Source organism: Amycolatopsis plumensis, from assembly GCF_042652605.1.
GTDB classification, from domain to species: Bacteria; Actinomycetota; Actinomycetes; order Mycobacteriales; family Pseudonocardiaceae; genus Amycolatopsis; species Amycolatopsis plumensis.
This window is the reverse complement of record NZ_JBHSJY010000001.1, coordinates 4,990,577-5,007,944: the sequence shown is the minus strand read 5'-3', so window position 1 is coordinate 5,007,944 and position 17,368 is coordinate 4,990,577. Positions and strand designations below refer to the sequence as shown.

The following is a 17,368-nucleotide window of genomic DNA, read 5'->3' as shown; positions in this document are numbered from 1 at the left end:
CTCCGCCACCCGAACCCCCGAAAACTGTCGGTGCCTTGATTTAGGCTGTCGTCGTGGCCAAGATCGCGGTGACCCGATGGATTCCCGACGACGCGGTGAAGCTCCTCGCCGAAGCAGGCGACGTGGAGGTCTCCCCCGCCGATCGTCCGCTGACGCCTGCGGAACTGCACGAGTTCGTCGGCGGCGCGTCGGCGGTCGTCGGGATGCTGCACGACCGGCTCGACGGCGCGCTGGCCGACGCCGCCGGGCCGCAGTTGAAGGTGGTCGCGAACGTCGCCGTCGGGTACGACAACGTGGACGTCGCCGCGCTGGCGTCGCGCGGGGTCGTCGTCACCAACACACCCGGTGTGCTCACCGACGCCACAGCCGATCTCACCTTCGGGCTGCTGCTCGCCGTCACGCGGCGGCTCGGCGAGGGCGAACGGCTGCTGCGGTCGCGCACGCCGTGGTCGTTCCACCTCGGCTTCCTGCTCGGCTCCGGGCTGCAGGGCAAGACGCTGGGCATCGTCGGGTTCGGGCAGATCGGGCGGGCGGTGGCGCACCGGGCCGCGGCGTTCGGGATGTCCGTCGTCTACTCCGGACGGTCCAAACAGGACACGGAGGCCGAGTACGTGTCCTTCGAGGAGCTGCTGGCACGTTCGGACGTCGTCTCGCTGCACTGCCCGCTGACACCCGAGACGCGGCACCTCATCGACGCCGCCGCGTTGCGCGCCATGAAACCCGGGGCGTACCTGGTGAACACCACCCGCGGCCCGGTCGTCGACGAAGCCGCGCTGGCCGACGCACTGGAAGCCGGGGAGATCGCCGGCGCCGCGCTCGACGTGTTCGAGAAGGAACCCGAGGTCGAACCGCGGTTGCTCGGCCGGGACGACGTCGTGCTCAGCCCGCACCTGGGGTCCGCGACGGTCGAAACCCGCACCGCGATGGCCGTGCTGGCCGCGCGCAACGTCGCGGCGGTGCTCGCCGGGCGTCCCCCGCTGACGGAGGTGAAGCCGTGACCCGGGTCGTCATCGCGCCCGACAAGTTCAAGGGCAGTCTCACCGCGGTCGAGGCCGCGGAGGCGATCGCGCTCGGCGTGCGCGATGCCTTGCCGGACGCGGAAATCGTCACCTGCCCGATCGCCGACGGCGGCGAAGGCACGCTGGACGTGCTCGAGGCGGCGGGCGCGCACATCGTGCGGATGACGGTTCGCGGGCCGCTCGAGGAATCGGTCCGGGCGCGGTACGCGGTGCTGGACGGCACCGCGTACGTGGAGTCGGCGCGCGCGTGTGGCATCGAATTCGTCGAACCTTCGCCGTCGACGGCGCTGGCCGCGCACACCTGGGGTGTCGGCGAGCTCTTGGCGGACGCGCTGGTGCACGGCGCGAAGCGGCTCGTGCTCACGGTCGGCGGCACGGCCAGCACCGACGGCGGGGCCGGGATGCTGGGGGCGCTCGGCGCCGGGGTGCTCGACGCGTTCGGTGCGCCGGTCGGCCTGGGCGGCGGGACGCTGACGCGGGTGGCCTCGACGGAGCTGGCGCCGGTGCGGGAGCGGCTGGACGGCGTGCGGGTGGCGGTCGCGACCGACGTGACGAATCCGCTGCTGGGCCCGGAAGGCGCGGCGGCGGTGTTCGGGCCGCAGAAGGGAGCCGGGCCCGAAGAGGTGGCGCTGCTCGACGAGGGGCTGGGCCGGTGGGCGCACGCGCTGCAGGTGGGCGGCGCGCCGGACGTCACGCGGGTGCCGGGATCGGGCGCCGGCGGCGGGGTGGCGGCGGCCGCGATCGCCCTCGGCGCGAGTGTCGAGTCCGGGTTCGATCTGATCGCGGGGCTGACCGGAGTCGATCAGGCGCTGGAGGGCGCGGATCTGGTCATCACCGGCGAGGGATCGCTGGACGAGCAGAGCTTGAACGGCAAGGCCCCAGCGGGAATCGCGGACCGGGCGCGGCCGCGCGGGGTGCCGCTGCTGGCGCTGGCCGGACGGATCCAGCTCGACGCGGCGGGGCTGGCGCGGTTGGGGGTGGTGGGGAGCAGCGCGCTGATCGACCACGCCCCTTCGCTGGATCACGCGCGGAAGCACGCGGCGGAGCTGCTGCGGAAACGGGCGGCGGAGCTGGTTCGCGCCTGGCGGGACAAATAGCGGACGGGCTTCGGGCGGCGGGGAACCAGAGGCATCCGGGCCGAACCCGACGACCTGCCCCGCCGTCCGCCGCGCGAGCGGACGGGCCTTCCGCACCCGAGGCGCGAAAGGCCCGTCCGCCGCGGTCAGCTCGTGTGCTGGGGCAGCACGGCGAACGCCACGCCGCCCGACTGGTCCTCCTGGACGTCGAGCACCTTGTCGTCCAGCAGCGCGGCCGCCTGGGGCTCGAGGAACACCTTCGGTCCCTCGGCCTCGCCCAGCACGCTGTCGCCCTCGGCCGGCTCGGGGGCCACCGACAGCGCCAGCTGGGCGCTCTCGCCGTCGGCGTCCTGGACGGCCAGGCGCAGCCCGGCCTCGCCGTCCCCCTGGCTGGTCAGTGCGGTGATCGCCTCGGCGGCGGCTTCGGTCACGGTCAGCATTTTCGGCCTTCCCTTCGTCGCGGTCCGATAATTTCCCCCACGCTAGGGGCGCCCGAACGGACGTGCAGTCTGAGCGGATCAGCCCTCGCGTGCCGCGCGAATGGCGTCCGCCACCGATTCGCCGGCGTAGTCCGTGGTCTCGCGCCTGCCCTGGTTCGAATGGCGACGCGGCACGGTGTCCTCCGGCACCACGGGCTCAAAGTCCGGCGGGGCGTCCTCGATCGACTCGTCGAGCTCCGCCGCCGGCGTCGCCGCGAGCGGGCGCTCCGGGACCGGCTCCGGCTCGGCGTCAGGCACCTCTTCGGCCAGGCGCAAGTCCATCGGCTCGCCTTCGCGGATCTCCCGCGGCGTGGTGCCGTACCGGTCGGCGGCACTCCAGTGCTCGGGCGGCTCCATGCCCTCCTCGAGCGAGTCCACCCGCAGCTCGTCCTCGTCCAGCGCCTCGCTGGGGCTCAAGCTCTGCGGTTCGGCCGAGTCACGGTCACTCACTGGCCCTCCTGGCGCGTCGGGAACATCTCACGCCGGTGACCTACCCCGGGCGGCGGGGCGGCGAAACCCCGCGGTGTCGCAGGGATCACAGGGTTTAACACATTCACAATTTTGTAAATGCGGGTAGGTTGGGATCATGGCCACCACCAGGTGCGCACCGGAGCACCGGCTGCTCGCCACCGACCCGGACCGCCACCACGAACTCGGCACCCACGCGGCGTGGTACGTCGTGGCCGGCGTGGTCACCACCGGCGTCCAGGCCGTCCTGTTCCTCCTCCTGCGCGACGAACTCGGCTCCCAGGTGGCGAACCTGGTCGCGATCGCGCTCACCACGGTCGGGAACACCGAATTCCACCGCCGGGTCACCTTCGCCGGTCGTCCCAGCAACGCCGGGAAGCGGCACTTGCAGGACGTGCTCACCTTCGCCTTCTACGCCCTGTACGGCTCGGCCGTGCTGGCCCTCCTCGACGCCTTCGTCGACCGGCCGACGTCGTGGGAGGAGACCGGCACGCTGCTGCTGGCCAGCCTGGTCGGCGGGTTCGTGCGGTTCGCCGTGCTGCGCTGGTGGGTCTTCGCGCACCGCACCGAACCGGCCGCGGCGGCCCACACCGGCTAGCGTCTGCGGACGTGGCCGGGGACGACATCGAGCGGGACGACATCAAGCCGCACTCGGGCGGCACCGAACCGGACTACCGGTTCACGCTGGCCAACGAACGCACCTTCCTCGCCTGGCTCCGCACCGCCCTCGGCCTGCTCGCCGGCGGCGTGGCGGTGCACCAGCTGGTGCCGTCGCCGGCCGCCGCGAGTGCGGTGCTCGCCGGGTTGTGCGTCGCACTGGCCGCGATCCTCGCCGCGACCGCCTATCCGCGGTGGCGGCGGGTGCAGATCGCGATGCGGGCCGGCGAACCGCTGCCGCCCAGCCGGATGATCCTGGCGCTGACGGGCGGCCTGCTGGCGCTCATCGTCGCCGCGGCCGTGCTGCTGGTGGTCTCGTGAGTGACACGGAAGGCAGCGGACGGTGACGGCCGGGAAAACCGGTCCGGCCGGGCGGGCGTCCCGGCAAGCCGGCTCGCCGACCCCGGACGAGGAGTCGCACCGGACGCGAATACCGCCGGTTCGCGATTATCGTGACGTCAAAAATGCCGACACACCCTCCGAGATCCGGCCGTGACCACCCCTCGCGGCGCTCAGGCCGAGCGAACCGGCCTCGCCTGGCGGCGGACGGCACTCTCGTCCGCCGCCTGCACGGTACTGCTCCTGCACTCCGCCGCCCAGCGCCATTGGGGTGGCACGCTGATCCCGGTTTTGCTCGCCGCAGGCACATCAGCCCTGCTAGCGGCCATCGGAAGGCACCGCGAACGGGCCTTGCGCGCCGCCGAACCGGGGCCTCCGAGCCGCCTGCTGCCCGCGATCGCGTCGCTGGCCGTGATCGCGACAGCCGCTTCCGTGCTCGTCTTCCACTGACGAGTGAACTCGACACATCCTGAAACCGATTAATCGCAATGTGCGGGCGAGGGTCGCGGGAACATCACGGTCGATACTGCTAACGGGGTATTGGTCGTTGAAATCTGGACTGACCCGCCTGGAGGTGCTTACGATTACCCTGCGTCGCACGGACCGCAGATCGGCCCCGATCCACCGGAGCATCTGCGATGGATCAGTTACGGAGTGTTGAACCCCCGGCAGCGACGGTCGAGGGTCGGCCGGGGAGACGACCATGACAGCACCGCCGAGGACCACCGAAGAATCCGCTTCCAGCCTTCGCGATTATCGCACCCCCGAGACTCTGCCCCGCCCGGGCGGACGCCTCACCAAGGAGGACCTCGACCCCCTGGTCAAGGACGCGGGCGAGGGCAACCCGGCGGCGATCCACTCGCTGCTGCAGATGATCGAGCCGGTGGTGGTCCGCTACTGCCGCGCGCGCATGGGCGGCCGCGACCTGTCCTACCTGTCGGCCGACGACGTCGCCCAGGAAGTCTGCCTCGCCGTGCTCAAGGCCCTGCCCGACTACCAGGACCGCGGCGGCTCCTTCCTCTACCTGGTCCACGCCATCGCGGCCAACAAGGTCGCCGACGCCTACCGCGCCGTCGCCCGCGACCGCTCCGAGCCCGTCCCCGAGCTCCCGGAGCGCCCGCTGGTCGCCGGCAACGAACCGGAGTCGCACGCGCTGCACCTCGACCTCGGCGCCCGCCTCGGCCGGCTGCTCGCCTCCCTGCCCCGCGTGCAGCAGGAGATCCTGACCCTGCGCATCGCCGTCGGCTTCTCGGCGACCGAAACCGCCGAAGCGCTCGGGATCTCCCCGGGCAACGTCCGCGTGACGCAGCACCGCGCCCTCACCCGGCTGCGCGGCATGATCCGCGACGAAGAGTTCTGACAGACCACATCGCGGGCGGGCGGGGTGACTTCTTTTACCCCCTGGAGGAGGTCGCCCCGCCCGCATCCAGCCGGTAGGCCGTGCGGGCGTTGTGCTCGAAGACGGCCAGGCGCTCGGCGTCCGACAGCGAGCCCGTCAGCGCGATCGCCGCGTCGAGGACCAGCTCGTAGGACGCCGCCAGTTCGCAGACCGGCCAGTCCGAGCCGAACAGCAGCCGGTCCGGGCCGAACACGTCCAGGACGTGGTCGACGTACCGGCGCAGGTGCGCGACCTCCCACCCCGGCCAGTCGGCTTCGGTGACCAGCCCGGACAGCTTGCACACGACGTTTTCGCGCGCCGCCAGCGCCGCCACGCCGGACGCCCACGGCTCCCACTCCCCCGCCGCGATCGGGGGCTTCGCCGCGTGGTCGAGAACCAGGCGCAGCTCCGGCAGGCGCAACGCCACCTCGGTCGCGGCCGGCAGCTGCGAGGGGCGGACCAGCAGGTCGAACGCCAGCCCCGCCGCCGCCACCGTGCTCAGCCCGGCCACCACTTCGGGACGCAGCAGCCAGTCGTCGTCCGGCTCGCCCTCCACCTGGTGCCGGAGCCCGACCAGCGGGCCGTCGAGCGCGGCCAGCCGGTCGGCGAGGTCCGGTGCCGTGAGGTCCGCCCAGCCGATCACGCCCGCGATCACCGGCTCCGCGGCCGCGGTCGCGAGGAACTCCGCCGTCTCCTCGTCCGAGGACACCGTCTGGACCAGGACGGTCGCGTGCACGCCCGCCGCCTTCGTCACCGCGCGCAGGTCCTCGACGGTGTACGGGCGGCGGATCGGGTCCATCGCCTCCCCCGCCATCCACGGGTACTCGCGTCGCGAGGGGTCCCACAGGTGGTGGTGCGCGTCGATCATGAGACTCCTTCGGCGATGACGACGTCGGCGCGCAGCAGTCCCGCGTCGGCCAGTTCGGTCCACAACGCCGGTGGCACGACCGCGCGGGCCCGCCGCGCGTTGACGGTGACCTGCTCCGGATCGTGCGCGCCGACGACCACCGACGCCACCACGGGGTGCGCCATCGGCAGCGCCAGCGCGGCTTCGGGCAGCTCGACGCCGTGGCGCGCGCAGACCTCCGCGATCCGCCCGGCCCGCTCGACCAGCTCCGCCGGCGCTTCGGCGTAGTCGTAGACCCGGCCCGGTTCGGCCGTGGCCAGGATTCCGCCGTTGAACGCGCCCCCGACCACGACCCGGACGTCCCGCTCGGCGCACAGCGGGAACAGCTCGTCCAGCGCGGGCTGGTCGAGCAGCGTGTAGCGGCCGGCCACCAGCAGCACGTCCAGGTCGGTGCGGCGGACGAACTCGGCCAGCATCGGCGCCTGGTTCATCCCGGCGCCGAACCCGCCGATCACGCCCTGCTCCCGCAGCTCGCGCAGGGCGGGGAACGCCCCCGAGAGCGCCTCCTCGAAGTGGTCGTCGGGGTCGTGGACGTAGACGATGTCGACGCGGTCGAGCCCGAGCCGCGTCAAGCTGTCCTCCAGGGACCGCAGGACGCCGTCGCGGCTGAAGTCCCACCGGCGCTTGTAGGCGGCCGGGACGGCGAAGCCCTGGTCGTCCCGGTCACCGGCGCCGCCGGGGTTCGGTTCCAGCACCCGGCCGACCTTCGTCGAGAGCACGTACTCCTCCCGCGGGTACGAGCGCAGGGCCGTGCCCAGCCGCGCCTCCGACAGGCCGAGGCCGTAGTGCGGCGCGGTGTCGAAGTAGCGGACGCCCTCGTCCCAGGCGCGCCGGACGGTCGCGGCCGCGGTCTCGTCGCTGATCGCGTGGTACAGGTTGCCCAGCTGAGCGCAGCCGAGCCCGAGCGGGGACAGGGAGAGTTCCAACGCCGTCACTCCTTCACCGGCCGTTCGCGGACCGGCCCGACGCCGGTGTCTTCGAGGACGTGGAAGAGGCCGGGACCGTTACGGGGGCCACTCGTTGTGGTGTGCGCTGGTGGGTCATCGCCCTTCCTCCGCCGAGACATGGCACGCTGGGCAGTACCACGAAACATCCGAGGTCTGTTGCAGGGAGGGCGGACGCGATGCCCGTCACCGATGTCGCGATCGACAAGATCAAGGACATGATCATCTCCGGCGAGCTGACGCCGGGCGACCGGCTGCCCAAGGAAGCCGAACTGGCCCAGCGGCTCGGGCTTTCGCGCAGCTCCCTGCGCGAGGCCGTCAAGGCGCTGTGCCTGATCAGGGTCCTCGACGTCCGGCAGGGCGACGGCACGTACGTCACCAGCCTCGAGCCCAACCTGCTGCTGGACGCCATGACGTTCGTGGTCGACTTCCACCGCGACGACACCGTGCTCGACTTCCTGGCTGTGCGGCGGATCCTGGAGCCGGCCGCGACCGCGCTGGCCGCGCTGCACATGAGCGACGCGGACATCGCGGAGCTGGGCACGCTGCTCCACGAGCTGGAGGACTCGCCGACCGTGGAAGCGCTGGTCGCCAACGACCTGCAGTTCCACCGCAAGATCGCCGACGGCTCCGGCAACCCGGTGCTCTGCTCGCTGCTCGACAGCCTCTCCGGGCCGACCGCCCGCGCCCGGATCTGGCGCGGGCTGACCCAGGAAGGCGCGGTCGCGAAGACCCGCGAACAGCACACGGCGATCTACGAGGCCATCGCCGCGCGCGAGCCGGAACTGGCCCGTTCGTGGGCGACCGTGCACGTCGCGGGCGTGGAGCAGTGGCTGCGCAACGCCCTGGGCACCGCGGACGACCCGACCGTGCCCGACTCGACCGACGAACCCGCCGCCGAAGCCTCGTAGCACCACTCACCACCTCCTCGCCCTCGTGAGTGGTAAGGCGGGTTCTAACCCGCCTTACCACTCACGAGGTGCCGCGGCAGACTCGGAACACGTCGGATCTTCACCGGGCGGGCGTCAGGTTTGGGGCTTTCCGCCCGCGTACCGGGCGATGATCAGCGCGACCAGGATGATGGCGCCGTAGATCGCCCCCTGCCACTCCGCCGTGACGTGCGCGTAGTTGAGCAGGCTGGACACCGACGACAGCAGCAGGACGCCGGTCAACGCCCCGACGAGCGTGCCCTTGCCGCCGTCGAGGGAGACGCCGCCGATCACCGCCGCCGCGAACACCTGCAGGATCATCCCGGATCCCTGGTTCGCGCCCAAGGCCCCGACGTAACCGGTGTACGCGAGCCCGCCGATCGCGGCGAGGATCCCCGCGACGACGAAGACCGCCCACGCGATCCGGTCGACGCGCACCCCCGCCGCCCGCGCGGCTTCGCGGTTGCCGCCGATCGCGTACAGCGCGCGGCCGACGCGGTGGTAGCGCAGCACCCAGCCCGCCACGGCGAACAGCAGCGCCGCCAGCCACACCGACATCGGCAGCCCGGCGAACGTCGTCGTCGCCAGGTTCGTGAACGAGTCCGGCAGGTTGAACAGCGTCTTGCCCTTGGTCGAGCCGACCTGCACCCCGCGGAGCACGGTGAGCATGGCGAGGGTGACGATGAAGGCGTTCAGCTTCAGCTTCACGATCAGGAAGCCGTTGACGAACCCGACCAGCGCCCCGCACAGCGGGATGATCAGCAGCCCGACCGCGGCGGGCAGCTCCACACCGAAGCCCGCCGACGCCGCCGGGATCACGACCATCGCGCCCAGCGCGGGCGCCAGGCCCATCGTCGATTCCAGCGACAGGTCGAACTTCCCGGTGATCAGCACCAGCGACTCGCCGAGCACGACCAGCGACAGCGCGGCCGACGCGGTCAGGATGCTGACGATGTTGCTCCAGCCGACGAACGTGTCGTCGACCAGGCCGCCGATGACGAACACGACGACCAGGGCGGGCAGGAGCGCGAGTTCGCGCAGCCAGACGGCTTTCCGGCGCCGGGGTGGGGCGGGCAGCTGCGTCTGCGGGGAGGTCATCACGTCGGTCACGAAAGCTCGACTCCTTCGATGTCGGCCACGAGGTCGCCGTCGGACCACCCGGCCTGGTGTTCGGCGACCACGGCCCCGGCGCGCAGCACCAGGACCCGGTCGCTCAGGCGCAGGTCGTCGAGCTCGTCGCTGACGATCAGCACCGCCTTGCCCTCGGCGCGCACCCGGTCGACCACCGCGAGCAGCGCCTCCTTCGACTTCACGTCCACGCCCGCGGTCGGGTTGATCAGCACGACCACCCGCGGATCGCTCAGCAACGCCCGCGCCAGCACGACCTTCTGCTGGTTGCCGCCGGACAGGTCGGAGACCGGCTGGTCGGCCCCCGCGGCCACGATGTCGTAGTCCTTCAAGGCCTGCGACGCCTTCGCGTACCGCGTCGACGGGGACGCGATCCCGCCGCGGCCCAGCTTGTCCAGAATGGACATGGTGGCGTTGTCGGCGATCGAGTGCTCCAGGACCAGCCCTTCGTGGTGCCGGTCGCGCGGCACGCAGCCGATGCCCGCCTTCAGCGCGGCCGGGATGTCCCCGGGCCGCAGCGGCGAGCCGTCGACGCGGATCGTGCCCGCCGACGGTGACCGCAGACCGTAGACGGTCTCGGCGACCTGGTGCTTCCCGCTGGCGTTGCTGCCCGCGAGCCCGACGACCTCGCCCCGCCGGAGCCGGAACGAGACATCTCGGAAGCCGTCGCCGGAGAGCCCCTCGACCGACAGGATCTCCGCCGCGTCCGCTTCGAGCGACTCCCGGGAAGCGGCGTCACGCACCGAGAGGCCGCCCGGTTCGCCGGTCATCGCGTCGACCAGCTGGGCCTTGCCGACTTCGGACACCGGCGCGGTGAGCACGTGCTTCGCGTCCCGCAGCACCGTCACCGCCTGGCAGACCTCGTAGACCTCGTGCAGGTGGTGGGAGATGAACAGGAACGTCACCCCGCCCGCCTGCATCTGGCGCATGCGCTCGAAGAGCCGCTCGATGGCCTGGCTGTCCAGCTGCGCGGTGGGCTCGTCGAGGACGATGAACCGGGCGCCGTAGGACAGCGCGCGGGCGATCTCGACGAACTGCCGGTCCTCGACCGACAGCTCCCCCGCCGGCGTGTCGACGTCGACGTGCACGTCCCACGATTCCAGCAGGTCGCGAGCCTTGCGCCGCAACGACTTCCAGCCGATCGAGAACCCGCCGCCGGACTGCCGGTTGAGGAACAGGTTCTCGGCCACGGTGAGCTGCGGGACGACCATCGCGTGCTGGTACACGCAGGCCACACGAGCCTTCCAGTAGTCCTGTTTGGACAGTGGTGGGGCCGGCTCGCCGCCGAACTCGACGTGCCCGGTGTCCGTGGCGGACAGGCCGGTGAGGATGGAGACGAGCGTCGACTTGCCGGCCCCGTTGCGCCCGACGAGCGCGTGCGACTCGCCGGGGTGCACGGTGAGGCTGACGTCGTGCAGCGCCACGGTCGGGCCGTAGCGCTTCCCGACACCGTGCGCGCTGACCACCGGGACGGCGGATTCGCCGGCGGGCAGCGCGGTCACAGGTTGTTCCCCCAGAGGGCCTTGTCGTCCACGTTGTCCTTGGTGATGACGGGCGCGGGCAGCTGGTCCTCGAGGATGCCGGGGCTGATCTCCACGATGGTGCTGCCGTGGTCGGTCGGCCCGGCCTCGAACGTCTCGCCTGCCATGGCCTTCTTCAGCCAGTACAGGCCGTACTTCGCGTACGCGTCGGCCGGCTGGGACACGGTGGCGTCCAGCTCACCGGCGCGGATCGCGGCCAGCTCCTGCGGGATGCCGTCGTTGGAGACGAGCACGACGTGCTTCGGGTCCCCGACCGGGAAGAACAGGTTCTTGCGCTTGAGCGCCTGCTCGGTCGGGGCCAGGTAGACGCCGCCGGCCTGCATGTAGACGCCCTTGATGTCCGGGTTGGCGGTGAGCATGCTGTCCAGGCCGGAGGACGCCTTGTCGGCCTTCCACTCGGCCGGGATCTCCAGCACCTGGATGCCGGGGTACTTCTGCTTCATGCAGTCGCGGAAGGCCTCCGAGCGGTCGCGGCCGTTGACCGAGGCCAGGTCGCCCATGATCTGCACGACCTTGCCGGACTTGACCTTCTCGCCGATCGCGTCGCACGCCTTGGTGCCGTAGGCCTTGTTGTCGGCCCGCACCACCATGGCGACCTTGCCGCTCTCGGGAGCGACGTCGACCGCGACCACCGGCACGCCCTTGTTCTCGGCCTGCTTGAGCCCGGCGACGATGGCCGCGGAGTCCAGCGGCGTCACGACCAGGCCCTTGACGCCCTGGTTGAGGAAGGTGCCGATGTCGGTGATCAGCTTCGCGGGGTCGCTGTCGGCGTTGACCGTCGGGAGGACGTCGACGCCCTCTTCCTTGGCCATCTTGGGCACGTAGTTGTTGTAGGCCTGCCAGAACGGCGAGGTCAGCAGCGGCAGGGTCGCGCCGACCTTGCCGCCCGCGCCGCCGCCCGCCGCGGGCGCCGAAGCGTTGTCCTTCGTGGACCCGCAGGCGGCCAGTACCAGGCCGCAGGCGGCGACGGCGGCCACCTTGATCACCCTCTTACCGAACGGCACAGTGCGCACAGCATCCTCCTTGATGACGGCGGGGAAAGTCTTTTAGTCGTGGTGAACGGGGCCGCGAGGACGCAGGCCGTACATGCCACCGTCGACCGCGAGCGCGGTGCCGGTGGTCGAGGCGGAAAGGGGGCTCGCCAGGTAGGCGATCGCGTTCGCGACCTCGCCGGCGGTGACCAGCCGGCCCATCGGCTGGCGGGCCGCGAGGGCCGCGCGTTCGGCCGCCGGGTCTTCGGCGGCGTCGAGCAGCCGGCCCACCCACGGGGTGTCCGCCGTGCCCGGGCAGACGCAGTTGACGCGGATCCCATCGGGCAGGTGGTCGGTCGCCATGGCCAGGGTCAGCGAGAGCACCGCGCCCTTGCTGGCCGAGTAGAGAGCGCGGTTGGGCAGGCCCGCCCAGGCCGCGATGGAGCAGGTGTTGACGATCGCCGCGGACGGCGAGTTCTTCAGGTGCGGCAGCGCGGCCCGGGCGAGCCGGACCATGCCGACGACGTTGACGTCGAACACGCGGTGCCACTCGTCGTCGTCGTTGCCGGTGACGTCACCCTGGGCGCCGATCCCGGCGTTGTTCACGAGGATGTCGAGGCGTCCGAAGCGTGCCACGACGGCGTCGATGGCTTCGCGCACTTCCTGATCGGAGGAGACGTCGCAGCGGAAACCGTCGTCACCGGGATTCAGGTCCAGGATCGCCACCTGGGCGCCGCGCTCGGCCAGCAGGTCCGCGGCCGCCTTGCCGATGCCCGAGGCGCCCCCGGTGACGGCGGCCACCAGGCCCTCGAATTCACTCACTGGCCGTCTCCGTCCACTCGGGACCGTCCGGGAACCGGAACCGGCGCAGCGTGGCGTCGTGCATGCGCGCGGAGAACCCGGGGGCGGTCGGGGCGAGGTAGCGGCCGCGCTCGACGACGGCCGGGTCGGTGAAGTGCTCGTGCAGGTGGTCGACCCACTCGATCGAGCGGTCCGCGTCGGTGCCGGACACGGCCACGAAGTCGAACATCGAAAGGTGCCGGACGAGCTCGCAGAGGCCGACGCCGCCGGCGTGCGGGCACACCGGGACGCCGAACTTGGCGGCCAGCAGCAGGATGGCGAGGTTTTCGTTGAAGCCGCCGACGCGGGCGGCGTCGAGCTGGAGCACCGAAATGGCGTCCGCCTGCAGGAGCTGCTTGAAGATCACGCGGTTCTGGACGTGCTCCCCGGTGGCGATCTTGATCGGCGCGAGGGCCTTCGCGATCGCCGCGTGCCCGAGGACGTCGTCCGGGGACGTGGGTTCCTCGATCCAGTACGGGTCGTACGGCGCCAGCGCGGTCATCCAGGTGACCGCGGCGGAGACGTCCCAGCGCTGGTTGGCGTCGACGGCGATCCGGACGTCCTGGCCGACGGTCTCCCGCGCCAGTTTCATCCGGCGGACGTCGTCCTCCAGGTTGCCGCCGACCTTGAGCTTGATCATCTCGAAGCCGTCGGCGACGGCCTGCTCGGCGAGCCGCACAAGCTTGGCGTCCGCGTACCCGAGCCAGCCGGGAGACGTGCTGTAGGCGCGGTAGCCCTTCTCCTCCAGCTGCTTCGCGCGTTCGGCGCGGCCGGGTTCCGCGCGGCGGAGGATGTCGAGGGCCTCGGCTTCGGTGAGCGCGTCGGTCAGGTACCGGAAGTCGACCAGGGACACGAGTTCTTCGGGCGTCATCCGCGCGGCGAACCGCCAGACCGGCAGGCCCGCGCGGCGGGCGGCGAGGTCCCAGGCGGCGTTGACGATCGCGCCGACGGCCATGTGCGCGACGCCCTTTTCCGGGCCCAGCCACCGGAACTGCGAGTCGCCGACGAGCGTGCGGGACAGGTCGCCGAGCGCGGCCGCGTCCTCCGGGACGTCCCGGCCGACGACGTGCGGGGCGAGCGCGCGGATCGCGGCGGCCTGGACGTCGTTGCCGCGGCCGATGGTGAACGCGAGGCCGTAGCCGTCCGGGCCCTCGTCGGCGTGCAGCACGACGTACGCGGCCGAGTAGTCGGGGTCGGGGTTCATCGCGTCCGAGCCGTCGAGCTCCTTCGACGTCGGGAACCGGACGTCGAGGACCTCCATGCCGATGATCTTCGCCATGGTCAGGCCTGCCTCGCGGTCTGGCGCTGCCGCCCGAGGCCGTCGATCTCGAGCTCGATGACGTCGCCGTCGCGCAGGTACGGTTTCGGATCGGGCTGCCCGAGCGCGACGCCCTCCGGGGTGCCGGTGTTGATCAGGTCGCCCGGCCGCAGCACCATCACCTGGGACAGGTGGTGCACGATCTCGGCGACGCTGAAGATCATGTCCTTCGTGGACGAGTCCTGCTTTTTCTCGCCGTTGATCCACAGCCGCAGGCCGAGGTCCTGGGGGTCGGGCACCTCGCTCGCGGGGACCAGCGCCGGGCCGAGCGGGTTGAAGTTCTCGCAGGACTTGCCCTTGTCCCACTGGGCGGTGCGGAACTGGAGTTCGCGCTCGGAGACGTCGTTCGAGACGACGTAGCCGGCGACGTACTCCAGGGCTTCCTCGACGCTCTCGAGGTAGCGGGCGGTCTTGCCGATGACGACGCCGAGCTCGACCTCCCAGTCGGTGCTGACCGAGCCGCGCGGGATGAGGACGTCGTCGGCCGGGCCGACCACGACGTCCGGCGCCTTCATGAAGACGACGGGCTCGGTGGGCGGGGTCGCGCCGGTCTCCTCGGCGTGGCGGCGGTAGTTCATGCCGATGCAGACGACCTTGCCCGGCTGGGCGATCGGGGCACCGACGCGCACGCCTTGGACGTCGGCTCTCGGCAGCTCCCCGGCGACGAGGGCGGCGGCGGTCCGCGCGATCCCGTCCGCGGCGAGGAAGCCGCCGTCGATGTCGGCGGTGAGGCCGCCCAGTTCGTAGGTCGTGCCGTCACCGGCGCGCACGAACGGGCGCTCACTTCCCGGCTCTCCGAGGCGCACAAGCTGCACGGATGTTTCCCTTCACCCACACCGACCAGACATCCGATGTATATCGCACGAGTGACCGTCGATCCAGAGTCATCGCCGAAACGGTGGCAAAATTGGTCGGATCAGTGTCGGTTCCGGCTCGGGTGACCACGGGGTGTCACCGATCACAGCCGGAATAGCGCCGCCGCTCGGCCCGCTGGTCCCGGTGAGGGAACGAAAGGACGTGCATGACCTCCACGGCGGAACGTACCGCGCCGAGCCGGCGCGCGCAGCTGAAGTTCGTCCTGGTGCTGGGCGGCCTCACGGCGTTCGGGCCCCTCTCGATCGACATGTACCTGCCCGCGCTGCCCCGGATGGCGACCGACCTGCACGCCGCGGACAGCACGATCCAGCTGACGCTCAGCGCGTTCATCGCCGGGCTGGCCCTGGGCCAGCTGGTGATCGGCCCGCTTTCGGACGCGCTGGGCCGCCGCCGCCCGCTGCTCGCGGGGCTCGCGCTGTACGTCGTGGGCTCGGTGCTGTGCGCGGTGAGCCCGGACGCGTGGCTGCTGGTCGCGGCGCGGCTCGTGCAGTCCCTCGGCGCGGCGGCGGGCATCGTGATCGCGCGCGCCACCGTGCGGGACCTGTTCGAAGGCACCGCGATGACGAAGTTCTTCTCGACGTTGATGCTGGTCAGCGGGCTGGCACCGATCCTGGCGCCGCTGCTCGGCGGGCAGCTGCTGACCTGGACGTCGTGGCGCGGGGTGTTCGTCGTGCTGACGGCGTTCGGCGCGCTGCTGCTGGCCGTGGTGGTGTTCTTCCTGCCGGAGCCGTCGGCGGCGCGGTCTTCGCTGCGGCTCGGCCGGGTGATGCGCACCTACGGGCGCCTGGTGGTCGACCGTTCGTTCGCGGGGTACGCGCTGGCGTCGGGCCTGCTGTTCGCGGCGATGTTCGCCTACATCTCGGGGTCGTCGTTCGCGCTGCAGGGCGTGTACGGGCTCAGCCCGCAGGCGTACAGCGTGGTGTTCGGGGTGAACGGCGTCGGGATCGTGCTGGCGGGGCAGCTCAACGGCCGTCTCGTCGGGCGTGTCCGGGAGCGGGCGTTGCTGTTGTCCGGGCTGCTGCTCGGGGTGACGGGCGGGGCGCTGGTCCTGCTGTCCGCGTGGGCGCGGTGGCCGCTCGCGCTGCTGCTGGTGCCGCTGTTCCTGCTGGTGTCGAGCATCGGCCTGGTCATGCCGAACGCGAGTTCGCTGGCGCTGGCCGCACACGCGCGTTCGGCCGGAGCGGCGTCGGCGTTGCTGGGCGTGCTGCAGTTCGTGGTGGGCGCGGTGGCGACACCGCTGGTCGGCCTGGGCGGCTCGGGGACGGCGGTACCGATGGCCGCGACCATGGCCGGGTTCGCCGCCCTGGCGCTGGTCGCCTACCTCACCCTCGCCCGCCCCCTCGTGAGTGGTAAGGCGGGTTAGAACCCGCCTTACCACTCACGAGGGGCGTGCGAGGAGGCGCTCCAGTTCGGCGGCGGCTGGTTCGTGGCCTGCGTCGGCGATGCGCTGTAGTTCCAGGAGGTCCTTTGCGGCGACCGCGCGGCGGGTGAGCAGCTCGCCGGCCCGGTTGGAGCCTTCGTCCAGCAGCTCGCTCAGCTCCTCGACGTCGCCGCGCGTGTCGGCGAGGTCGGCGAGGCGGTCCAGTGCGGTTTCGTTGCCTTCGTCGGCCAGCGCGCGCAGGGTCTCGTGATCGGTCATGCCGCCAGCGTGCAACCTTGCCCCTGGGGCAAGGTCAAGTGCGAGGATGGCCGGGTGCTCACCATCGGACAGCTTGCCGGGTACGTCGGGGTGACGGCCAAGACGATTCGCGTCTACCACGCGAAGGGCCTGCTTCCCGAGCCGGAGCGCGACAGGTCCGGGTATCGCCGGTATCGCGCTTCCGACGCGGTCGAGCTGATCAAGATCCGTACGCTCGCCGAGGCCGGTGTCCCCTTGGCCCGTATCCGCGAACTCCGCGCCGGGGAGGGGTTCGCTGCGGCGCTTCGGCAGATTGACGACGACCTCGCTGCCCGGATTGCCGGGTTGCAGGCCACTCGCTCCCGGCTGCGGCGGCTGGCTTCTGGGCGGTTGTCGCCTCTGCCGGATGAGGTGGTGGCCTACCTCGACCGGTTGCCGGGGCTCGGGTTCAGCGAACGGTGGGTGGCGCTGCAGAACGATCTGTGGACTCTTGTGTTCGCCACCCATCCGGAGACGGCTCGGAGGAACTTCCGCGATCAGGCGGGGATGCTCGACAGTCCGGAGCTGCTCTCGCTGGTTCTCGAGTATGACCGGGTGCATGATCTCGATTCGGAGGACCCGCGGGTTGACGCTCTGGCTTTGAAGCTTGTTTCGGCTACCCGGGCGCGGTACGGCGGTGAGTTGCCTGCTTATGAGCGGGGTTCGGCGATTCCGGCGTTGGTGCAGGGGGCGGTTAATGCGTCTTCGCCTGCCTGGCGGCGGGTCGATTTGCTGGTGCGGGAACGTCTGGGATTTCGCCACCCCGACGCCCGATTGTGACTACGGCCTCCGGTCGGGGTGCTGCCGTGGTCTTCTGCCGCGGTCGGGGTTCTCTGCCGCG

Annotated in this window: 21 protein-coding genes and 1 pseudogene; 10 read left to right on the top strand and 12 right to left on the bottom strand. The window is 71.5% G+C overall.

Going from position 1 to position 17,368, the window contains the following annotated elements:
* Positions 1-53: 53 nt before the first annotated feature.
* Both ACFPLC_RS24235 and ACFPLC_RS24230 read left to right on the top strand, forming a co-directional pair.
* On the top strand, positions 54-998 hold the full coding sequence (locus tag ACFPLC_RS24235; protein WP_378204434.1) for a 2-hydroxyacid dehydrogenase: 945 nt from the start codon (positions 54-56) through the stop codon (positions 996-998).
* A complete protein-coding gene (locus tag ACFPLC_RS24230) occupies positions 995-2,116 on the top strand; it encodes a glycerate kinase (RefSeq protein WP_378204431.1) in 1,122 nt (373 codons plus the stop codon). Before ACFPLC_RS24235 ends, ACFPLC_RS24230 begins: the two co-directional genes overlap by 4 nt.
* 125 nt (positions 2,117-2,241) lie before the next feature.
* On the opposite strand, the gene ACFPLC_RS24225 is transcribed toward ACFPLC_RS24230, so the two are convergent.
* Together ACFPLC_RS24225 and ACFPLC_RS24220 are read right to left on the bottom strand one after the other, a co-directional pair.
* Entirely contained in the window at positions 2,242-2,535 is a 294-nt protein-coding gene (locus ACFPLC_RS24225; protein WP_378204428.1) for an iron-sulfur cluster biosynthesis family protein, read from the bottom strand.
* 78 nt (positions 2,536-2,613) lie between these two features.
* Entirely contained in the window at positions 2,614-3,024 is a 411-nt protein-coding gene (locus tag ACFPLC_RS24220) for a hypothetical protein (protein WP_378204425.1), read from the bottom strand.
* Between the two features lie 136 nt (positions 3,025-3,160).
* Here ACFPLC_RS24220 and ACFPLC_RS24215 point away from each other — a divergent pair, with 136 nt between their 5' ends.
* From ACFPLC_RS24215 to shbA, 5 genes and pseudogenes are all read left to right on the top strand, one after another.
* Positions 3,161-3,640: a GtrA family protein gene (locus tag ACFPLC_RS24215; RefSeq protein ID WP_378204422.1), complete on the top strand. Its 480-nt coding sequence runs from the start codon at positions 3,161-3,163 to the stop codon at positions 3,638-3,640.
* Between the two features lie 26 nt (positions 3,641-3,666).
* Positions 3,667-4,020, top strand: a complete 354-nt coding sequence (locus tag ACFPLC_RS24210; RefSeq protein WP_378204527.1) for a YidH family protein — start codon at positions 3,667-3,669, stop codon at positions 4,018-4,020.
* 22 nt (positions 4,021-4,042) lie between these two features.
* Complete coding sequence (locus ACFPLC_RS24205; protein WP_378235929.1) at positions 4,043-4,195, top strand: hypothetical protein; 153 nt, start codon at positions 4,043-4,045, stop codon at positions 4,193-4,195.
* Positions 4,192-4,326, top strand: a pseudogene (locus ACFPLC_RS24200) (DUF202 domain-containing protein); the annotation flags it as partial. The gene ACFPLC_RS24205 and the pseudogene ACFPLC_RS24200, both read left to right, overlap by 4 nt.
* Before the next feature lie 415 nt (positions 4,327-4,741).
* Complete coding sequence (shbA, locus tag ACFPLC_RS24195) at positions 4,742-5,398, top strand: RNA polymerase sigma factor ShbA (RefSeq protein ID WP_378204417.1); 657 nt, start codon at positions 4,742-4,744, stop codon at positions 5,396-5,398.
* Between the two features lie 34 nt (positions 5,399-5,432).
* Here shbA and ACFPLC_RS24190 read toward each other — a convergent pair whose 3' ends face one another.
* Genes ACFPLC_RS24190 through ACFPLC_RS24180 form a run of 3 tightly spaced genes read right to left on the bottom strand, consistent with a single transcriptional unit; the run spans position 5,433 to position 7,389 of the window.
* A complete protein-coding gene (locus tag ACFPLC_RS24190; protein ID WP_378204414.1) occupies positions 5,433-6,284 on the bottom strand; it encodes an amidohydrolase family protein in 852 nt (283 codons plus the stop codon).
* On the bottom strand, positions 6,281-7,249 hold the full coding sequence (locus ACFPLC_RS24185; protein WP_378204411.1) for an aldo/keto reductase: 969 nt from the start codon (positions 7,247-7,249) through the stop codon (positions 6,281-6,283). The genes ACFPLC_RS24190 and ACFPLC_RS24185 overlap by 4 nt, the downstream gene beginning before the upstream one ends.
* Before the next feature lie 5 nt (positions 7,250-7,254).
* A complete protein-coding gene (locus tag ACFPLC_RS24180; protein ID WP_378235928.1) occupies positions 7,255-7,389 on the bottom strand; it encodes a hypothetical protein in 135 nt (44 codons plus the stop codon).
* 57 nt (positions 7,390-7,446) lie between these two features.
* Between ACFPLC_RS24180 and ACFPLC_RS24175 the strand changes: the two genes are divergently transcribed.
* Positions 7,447-8,178 carry a FadR/GntR family transcriptional regulator gene (locus tag ACFPLC_RS24175; RefSeq protein ID WP_378204408.1) on the top strand — a complete coding sequence of 244 codons (732 nt, stop codon included), beginning with the start codon at positions 7,447-7,449 and terminating at the stop codon, positions 8,176-8,178.
* Between the two features lie 114 nt (positions 8,179-8,292).
* On the opposite strand, the gene ACFPLC_RS24170 is transcribed toward ACFPLC_RS24175, so the two are convergent.
* Genes ACFPLC_RS24170 through ACFPLC_RS24145 form a run of 6 tightly spaced genes read right to left on the bottom strand, consistent with a single transcriptional unit; the run spans position 8,293 to position 14,809 of the window.
* On the bottom strand, positions 8,293-9,306 hold the full coding sequence (locus ACFPLC_RS24170) for an ABC transporter permease (protein WP_191310477.1): 1,014 nt from the start codon (positions 9,304-9,306) through the stop codon (positions 8,293-8,295).
* The gene (locus ACFPLC_RS24165) at positions 9,303-10,826 is read right to left on the bottom strand and encodes a sugar ABC transporter ATP-binding protein (RefSeq protein WP_378204405.1); all 1,524 of its coding nucleotides are present in this window, start codon (positions 10,824-10,826) and stop codon (positions 9,303-9,305) included. The genes ACFPLC_RS24170 and ACFPLC_RS24165 overlap by 4 nt, the downstream gene beginning before the upstream one ends.
* Positions 10,823-11,851, bottom strand: coding sequence for a sugar ABC transporter substrate-binding protein (locus tag ACFPLC_RS24160; RefSeq protein WP_378204524.1), 1,029 nt, complete (start codon positions 11,849-11,851; stop codon positions 10,823-10,825). The genes ACFPLC_RS24165 and ACFPLC_RS24160 overlap by 4 nt, the downstream gene beginning before the upstream one ends.
* 60 nt (positions 11,852-11,911) lie before the next feature.
* On the bottom strand, positions 11,912-12,658 hold the full coding sequence (locus ACFPLC_RS24155) for an SDR family NAD(P)-dependent oxidoreductase (RefSeq protein WP_378204402.1): 747 nt from the start codon (positions 12,656-12,658) through the stop codon (positions 11,912-11,914).
* Positions 12,651-13,955, bottom strand: coding sequence for an enolase C-terminal domain-like protein (locus tag ACFPLC_RS24150; protein ID WP_378204399.1), 1,305 nt, complete (start codon positions 13,953-13,955; stop codon positions 12,651-12,653). The genes ACFPLC_RS24155 and ACFPLC_RS24150 overlap by 8 nt, the downstream gene beginning before the upstream one ends.
* A 2-nt stretch (positions 13,956-13,957) precedes the next feature.
* Positions 13,958-14,809 (bottom strand): fumarylacetoacetate hydrolase family protein, encoded by an 852-nt coding sequence (locus ACFPLC_RS24145; RefSeq protein ID WP_378204396.1) that lies wholly within the window; start codon positions 14,807-14,809, stop codon positions 13,958-13,960.
* 206 nt (positions 14,810-15,015) lie between these two features.
* Here ACFPLC_RS24145 and ACFPLC_RS24140 point away from each other — a divergent pair, with 206 nt between their 5' ends.
* Complete coding sequence (locus ACFPLC_RS24140; RefSeq protein ID WP_378204393.1) at positions 15,016-16,233, top strand: multidrug effflux MFS transporter; 1,218 nt, start codon at positions 15,016-15,018, stop codon at positions 16,231-16,233.
* 15 nt (positions 16,234-16,248) lie between these two features.
* On the opposite strand, the gene ACFPLC_RS24135 is transcribed toward ACFPLC_RS24140, so the two are convergent.
* Positions 16,249-16,509 carry a hypothetical protein gene (locus tag ACFPLC_RS24135; RefSeq protein ID WP_378204390.1) on the bottom strand — a complete coding sequence of 87 codons (261 nt, stop codon included), beginning with the start codon at positions 16,507-16,509 and terminating at the stop codon, positions 16,249-16,251.
* Between the two features lie 54 nt (positions 16,510-16,563).
* Between ACFPLC_RS24135 and ACFPLC_RS24130 the strand changes: the two genes are divergently transcribed.
* Positions 16,564-17,307, top strand: a complete 744-nt coding sequence (locus tag ACFPLC_RS24130) for a MerR family transcriptional regulator (RefSeq protein WP_378204387.1) — start codon at positions 16,564-16,566, stop codon at positions 17,305-17,307.
* The last annotated feature ends 61 nt before the right edge of the window (positions 17,308-17,368 follow it).